The sequence below is a fragment of the Angustibacter peucedani genome, assembly GCF_054779595.1.
On sequence record NZ_BAAGXY010000106.1, the window covers coordinates 1 to 6,612 of the forward strand.

Consider the following 6,612-nt stretch of genomic DNA (forward strand, 5'->3'; position numbering starts at 1 on the left):
CCAGGTCGGCGCGGTCAGCCAGGTCGGCCGGGCGCACCGGACGGGCCGCGGCGACGTCGCGGTCGAGCGCGCGCAGCTGCTCGTCGTGCACCGCGAGCGCCGGGCGGTCGCCGTAGCTGACGTCGTCGAAGAGCCGGGCGCCGTCGAGCAGGCGGTCGGCGAGGGCCGGCAGCGCCGGTCCGGCGTCGGTGGCCGCCTCGTCGGCGGTGCGACCCGGTCGCTCGTCGAGCACCACGCGCTCCTCGAGCGAGCGGACGACGGCGCGGAAGCGCTCGCGCACGGCGTCGTCCCACCGGCCTTGCGCAGCAGCCTGGTCGGCGAGGTGGCGGTGCTCGGCCGCCGTCCGGACGACGTCGTCGAACACCGCGGCGTCGTGCGGTGAGCGCCCCGGTCCGCGCAGCCGGCCGGTGCGCAGCAGCACGACGGCACCGACGACGAGGACGACGAGGGCGAGCAGGACGAGGCCGGTGCGCGGGTCGGCGAACGCGCGGGCCGGCAGCTCGAGGCGCGAGAGGTGGTCGAGGACCCACTGCGCGGCGCGCTGCACCAGCCCGGGCTGGGCGTTGGCGTACACCGGGTCGCTGAGCTCGGCGCGCGCCCACTCGCGGGCGACCTCGCGCGACGGGTCGAGCGGTGGTGCCGCGAGCAGCGCGACCAGGCTCACGCGCCGCTGCCGGTGCTCGCGCGGTCGGCGGCCTCGGCGTGCTCGGCGGCGGCTCGGGCGAGCGCGACGTCCAGGCCCTCGCGCCGGATCCGCAGGTCGATGTAGAGCAGGCTGACGACGGCGGCCGAGAACGGCGACACGACGGCGGCCGACAGCACGACGCCGAGGTTCTGCACGGCGTAGCCGACCACGGCGGCCAGGGTCAGGCTGCTGGCCTCGCCGGTGCCGGCGGTGCTCATCGCCGCCTGCACGAGGGCGCCGACGATCGAGAACGGCACCTGCAGCAGGCTCGACGTGACCCCGGCGATGATGCTGGTGAGCAGCAGGATCCCGAGGACCCGCCAACCCGACCCGCGGCCCAGCCGCCACGAGCGGCGCAGCGCGGCGAGGACGCCGAGGTCCTCGAGCAGCAGCGCGGGGGCGGCGAACGCGAACCGCACCATGAGCAGCAACCCGACCGCGACGGCCGCCGCCAGGGCTACCAGCGTCGCCACGATCCCGGCGGGCAGTGCCACGAAGTACAGGCCCACGACCGGCGCCGCCAGCACCACGAGCACGACCAGGCCGATCAGCCCGGTGGTCAGCGTGAGGAGCACCAGCCGGCCCACGCCGCGCCACCCCGCGCGGCGCAGCACCTCGCCGATGCTCGGCCGGCGGCCGATGACCGCCTCGCTGACGGCGAGGATGAGGATGCCGTTGAGGACGGCGAGCGCGAGGAACTGGACGACGGCCGGCACCACGACGCCGACCACGCCGGCGCTGACCAGGCCGGCGACCTCGGTGCTGCTCACCTCGCCGGACGCGTCGACGCTGTTCAGCGCCTGCGGCAGGCCGACCAGCAGCAGCCCGGTCGAGAGCACGACCGAGACGCCCATGACGATCGCGGACAGGCCGAACATCACCCGCGGGTTGTGCCGCATGGTGCGCACCGAGCCGTCAAGGATCTCACCGAGGCCGAGCGGGCGCAGCGGCACGACGCCGGGTCGCGGCGGGCCGCCCCAGCCGGGCGCGCCAGGTGCGCCGTACGGCGGCTGGCCGTAGGCAGGCTGGCCGTAGGAGGGCTGGCCGTAGGAGGGCTGGCCGTAGGTCGGCACCGGCGGGGCGGGGGGTGGCGTGTAGCGCGGCGCGCCCCAACCGGGCTCGGGCGAGGACCCGGGCGCCTGCCAGCCCGGTGGTTCGCTCATCGGTCGGTCCCCCTCGGGCGGGTGCGGCGACCCGCGGCGCACGGCTGACGTGGGGGCCATCGTGCCACGCCCGCGGCGCGCCCTGTGGACGATGCGCCACGGTCGTCGTCCGGGGGTGCGACCATGGAGGACACACGCAGGCCGACGGAGGCAGAGGTCCATGAAGGGTCGCGTTCTGGTCGTCGACGACGACACCGCGCTGGCGGAGATGCTCGGCATCGTCCTGCGCGGCGAGGGCTTCGAGCCGGTGCACTGCGGCGACGGCGAGGGCGCCATGTCGACGTTCCGCGACGTGCGGCCCGACCTCGTGCTGCTCGACGTCATGCTGCCCGGGGTCGACGGCATCGAGGTCTGCCGGCGGATCCGGGCCGAGTCCGGCGTCCCGATCGTCATGCTGACCGCCAAGAGCGACACCGTGGACGTCGTCGTCGGCCTCGAGTCCGGCGCCGACGACTACGTGGTCAAGCCGTTCAAGCCCAAGGAGCTCATCGCCCGCGTCCGCGCGCGGCTGCGCAGCTCCGGCGACGCCGCGCCCGAGCGGCTCGACATCGGCGACCTGACGATCGACGTTGCGGGCCACACCGTGCACCGGGCCGGCGAGCCCATCTCGCTCACGCCGCTGGAGTTCGACCTGCTGGTGGCGCTCGCGCGCAAGCCGTGGCAGGTGTTCTCCCGCGAGGTGCTGCTCGAGCAGGTGTGGGGCTACCGGCACGCGGGTGACACCCGGCTGGTCAACGTCCACGTGCAGCGGCTGCGGTCCAAGATCGAGCGCGACCCCGAGCACCCCGAGATCGTCGTGACCGTGCGCGGCGTCGGCTACAAGGCCGGGTCGGGCGGGTGACCCGGGCGTGAGCGTCGGCACCGAGCGGATGCCGGCCGGCGTGCGGCGCGCGCTGCTCGCCGTCCGGTCGCGCTGGCGCCGCTCGCTGCAGCTGCGCGTCGTCACGGCGACGATGCTGCTCGGCCTGGTCGTGGTGCTGGCGCTCGGCACGCTGCTGCTGCAGCGGATCCAGTCCGGGCTGGTGCAGGAGCGGCTGGTCGCCGCGCGCGGGGAGGCCACGCGCGGGCTGCGCGACGCGCAGGCCCAGCTCGACACCGCCAACGACAGCTCGGGCCTGAACCTGCTGGTCAACGACATGCTGCCGCGGCTGGCCTCGCCCGACCCCGACGACAGCCGCGACGTGATCCTGCTGCGCGGGCTCGACAACAACAAGCCCGCGGTGCTGCCCGACCTCAGCTCGCGCGACGTCGACCGCGCGATCATCCCCGACGACCTGCGCAGCCGGGTCGTCGCGACCGGCCGGCAGGAGGAGCAGTTCGTCCGGCTGCGCTACACCGGCTCGGGCCGCAGCGTGCCCGGCATCGCCATCGGCTCGCGGGTGCAGGTGCCGCTGGCGGGGGAGTACGAGCTCTACTTCGTCTTCAGCCTCGACCGCGAGCAGGAGACCATCGACCTGGTGCGCCGCAGCCTGGTCGGCGGCGGGGCCGCGCTGGTGCTGCTCGTCGGCGGCATCGCCTACGTCGTGACCCGCACCGTGGTCCGCCCGGTGCGGCAGGCCGCCATGGTCGCGCAGCGGCTGTCGTCCGGGCGGCTGCAGGAGCGCATGGTGCCGCGCGGCGAGGACGACCTGGCCCGGCTCGCGGCGTCCTTCAACACCATGGCCCACAACCTGCAGACCCACATCAGCCAGCTCGAGAACCTCTCGCGCGTGCAGCAGCGGTTCGTCAGCGACGTCTCGCACGAGCTGCGCACGCCGCTGACGACGATCCGCATGGCGGGCGACGTCCTGCACGAGGCGCGGGCCGACTTCGCGCCCGAGGTCGCGCGCTCGGCCGAGCTGCTGCAGACCCAGCTCGACCGGTTCGAGGCGCTGCTGGCGGACCTGCTCGAGATCAGCCGGATCGACGCCGGCGGCGACCTGCTCGACCTCGAGCCGGTCGACGTCCGAGACATCGTCGGGCGGGTGGTCGAGCACGCCGGCCCGCTGGCCACGACGACGGGCAGCGCGCTCGCGGTGGCGGCCGACGCCGAGCCGGTGGTCGCCGAGGTCGACCCGCGCCGGATCGAGCGCATCCTGCGCAACCTGGTGGCCAACGCGCTCGAGCACGGCAACGGCAAGCCGGTCGAGATCCGGGTCGGCGCCGACGAGCACGCGGTCGCGATCGCGGTCCGCGACCACGGCGTCGGGCTGCGGCCGGGCGAGGCCGCGCTGGTGTTCAACCGGTTCTGGCGCGGCGACCCCTCGCGGGCTCGCACCGTCGGCGGCACCGGGCTCGGCCTGGCCATCTCGATCGAGGACGCCCGGCTGCACGGCGGCTGGCTGCAGGCCTGGGGCGAGCCGGGTCAGGGGTCGTGCTTCCGGTTGACCCTGCCGCGCGCCTCGGGCGGCGAGCTGACCGCCTCGCCGCTGCCGCTGGCCCCCGAGGACGACGAACCCGCCGTCGAGGTGGGCCGGGCCTACCAGCGCCTGCCGAGCCGCCCGATGACCTTCGGCACGCCGCCCTGGGCGGGCGGTCGGTGATGCGCGGGCGCCGGCTCGCCGCGGCGGCCCGCTCGGCCGGGACGGTGCTGGCCGGCACGGTGCTGGCCGGCACGGTGCTGGCCGGCGCCCTGCTGGCCGGCTGCGGCGGCGGGTTGCCCGACTCGGGGCCGGCCGGCGAGGGGCGCGACGTCGGCGAGGCGTCCGGCGAGCCGCTGCAGGCCGTGCCCGAGGGCCCGCGCCCCGGCGCGCAGCCCGCCGAGATCGTCGGCGGGTTCCTGCACGCCGGCGCCGGCTTCGAGGACGACCACGCGGTGGCCCGCACCTTCCTCAGCGGCGGCGCGGCGTCGAGCTGGCGCCCGGCGCAGCGCACGCTCGTGTACCCCGACGACACCTCGCTCACCGTCACGGCCAGCGGCTCGGGCACCCGCCGCGCGGTCGTCGTCCGGGCTCCGGTGTGGGGCACCATCGACGAGGCCGGCCAGCTGGTGCTCGCCGCGCCCGGCACGACGGCCAGCTCGAGCTTCTCGGTGACCCAGGTCGGCGAGGTGTGGCGCATCGACGAGATCGCGAGCGGCTTCGGGCTCTGGATGCCGCGCTACGAGTTCGAGCGCGCGTACACCGCGCTGCGGCTCGCCTTCGTGGCCGACGGCACCCGCTCGCTGGTGCCCGACCTCCGCTGGTACGCCGGGGCGCGCGCCGGCCTGGCGACCTTCCTGGTGCGCGAGCTGCTGCGCGGGCCGCCGGTGGCGCTGCGCGGCGCGGTCTCCACCGGCGCGCCCGACGGCACGACGCTCAGCGTCGACGCGGTGCCGGTGTCGTCCGGCGTCGCGCAGGTCGACCTGTCGTCGACGGCGCTCAGCGCCTCGCCCGAGCAGCGCCAGCAGCTGTGGGCGCAGCTCTCGTCGACCCTGCGACAGCTCTCGTCGGTCAGCGGGATCCGCGTCACGGTGGCCGGCGCGCCCTACGCCGTGGCCGGCGTCGACGGCCCCGGCAGCAGCAACGACCTGGGCTACAGCGACGACGTCAAGGTGGCCGGTCCGGTCCTCGTGCTGTCGGGCGACCGCCTGCTGCAGGTCGACGCCAGCACCGGCCAGCTCGTCTCGCAGCGCACCGGGCGGTTCGCCGCCGCGCTCGACGTCACCGACCTGCGCTCGGTGTCGGCCGGGCCGCAGTCCGACCTGCTGGTGGGGGTCGAGCGGTCCGGACGTCGCCTGGTGCAGGTCGCCGAGGCCGCGCCGCGCCAGCAGCTGGCCCGCGGGCTCGACCTCGCGCCGCCGGTCGTCGACCGCGCCGGCTGGGCCTGGACCTCCGACCGCGCGGTCGTGGACGGGCTGCTCGTGGCCCCCGCGACGTCGTCCGCCGCGGCCGTGGCCGGCACCAAGCAGGCCGCGCTCGCGCTGCACGTCCCCTGGTTGGCCGGACGACGGGTGCTGGCGGTCGACGTCTCCCGCGACGGCGCCCGCGTCGCCGTCGTGTCCGTCGGCGACGACGGCGGCCGGCGGCTCGACGTCGCCGGCATCATCCGCGGCGACGGCGGGCGCCCCTCGGCGCTCGCCGCCCCGCGCGGCGTGGGGCAGAGCCTGGCCGGCGTCCACGACGTGTCCTGGGCCGACCGCACCAACCTGGCGGTGCTGGCCGGGCGTCCCGGCTCGCTGCAGCCGTACCAGGTCGAGGTCGGCGGTCTCGTGACGGCGCTGCCCACGGTGGGCGACGCATCGTCCATCTGGGCCGGCGACGGCCTGCGCGCGGTCTACCTGGCCACGACGTCCGGGCAGGTGCTCGTGCGCAGCGGCAACGGCTGGCGGCCGCTCGGCCCGGGCGGCTCGGTCACGATCCCGCAGTGACCCGCGGCCGATGAGCCGGCCGACGTCCCGCGCGCTCGCGGGGTGGTCGGCGCTCGCGACCGCGGTCGGCGAGCTCGGCGACCTGGTGCTCGCGCGCACCTGCGCCGGGTGCGGGACGGCCGGCCACCGCTGGTGCGCCCCCTGCGCGCAGGCCCTGGCCGGGCCACCGCTCGGGCGCGCCGTCGGCGGGCTGGCGGTGCGGTCGGCCGCGGTCTACGACGGAGCCCTGCGCGAGGCGCTCAACGCGTGGAAGGACCACCAGCGCACCGACCTGTCGCCCGTGCTCGCCGCTGCGCTGGGCAGGCTGCTGGCGCGCGAACCCGTCGGCCTGGCGCTGGTGCCGGTGCCGTCGTCCGCCCGCTCGCGCCGCGCCCGCGGTCGTGAGCCGGTGCGCGAGCTGGCGCTCGCCGTCCGGCCGCGCCGGGTCGTGCTCGCCG

Annotated in this window: 5 protein-coding genes and 1 pseudogene; 4 read left to right on the top strand and 2 right to left on the bottom strand. The window is 76.6% G+C overall.

Features of this window, described 5'->3' with window-relative positions:
- A partial coding sequence (locus tag ACYVJ4_RS16195; protein ID WP_460461174.1) for a DUF4129 domain-containing protein occupies positions 1–664 on the bottom strand: 664 nt, incomplete at its 3' end.
- On the bottom strand, positions 661–1,848 hold the full coding sequence (locus ACYVJ4_RS16200) for a DUF7544 domain-containing protein (protein WP_460461175.1): 1,188 nt from the start codon (positions 1,846–1,848) through the stop codon (positions 661–663). The genes ACYVJ4_RS16195 and ACYVJ4_RS16200, both read right to left, overlap by 4 nt.
- Positions 1,849–2,008: 160 nt before the next feature.
- Between ACYVJ4_RS16200 and mtrA the strand changes: the two genes are divergently transcribed.
- The 4 genes and pseudogenes from mtrA to ACYVJ4_RS16220 form a co-directional block, all read left to right on the top strand.
- Complete coding sequence (gene mtrA / locus ACYVJ4_RS16205; protein WP_460461176.1) at positions 2,009–2,689, top strand: MtrAB system response regulator MtrA; 681 nt, start codon at positions 2,009–2,011, stop codon at positions 2,687–2,689.
- 7 nt (positions 2,690–2,696) lie between these two features.
- A complete protein-coding gene (gene mtrB / locus ACYVJ4_RS16210; protein WP_460461177.1) occupies positions 2,697–4,370 on the top strand; it encodes an MtrAB system histidine kinase MtrB in 1,674 nt (557 codons plus the stop codon).
- Complete coding sequence (locus tag ACYVJ4_RS16215; protein WP_460461178.1) at positions 4,370–6,175, top strand: LpqB family beta-propeller domain-containing protein; 1,806 nt, start codon at positions 4,370–4,372, stop codon at positions 6,173–6,175. The genes mtrB and ACYVJ4_RS16215 overlap by 1 nt, the downstream gene beginning before the upstream one ends.
- Positions 6,176–6,185: 10 nt before the next feature.
- Positions 6,186–6,612 (top strand): annotated as a pseudogene (locus ACYVJ4_RS16220) (hypothetical protein); the annotation flags it as partial.

Bases quoted from the DNA above. Each gene is read 5' to 3' on its own strand.
- ACYVJ4_RS16200 (WP_460461175.1), bottom strand. From the start codon at position 1,848: ATGAGCGAACCACCGGGCTGGCAGGCGCCCGGGTCCTCGCCCGAGCCC.
- mtrA (WP_460461176.1), top strand. From the start codon at position 2,009: ATGAAGGGTCGCGTTCTGGTCGTCGACGACGACACCGCGCTGGCGGAG.
- ACYVJ4_RS16215 (WP_460461178.1), top strand. From the start codon at position 4,370: ATGCGCGGGCGCCGGCTCGCCGCGGCGGCCCGCTCGGCCGGGACGGTG.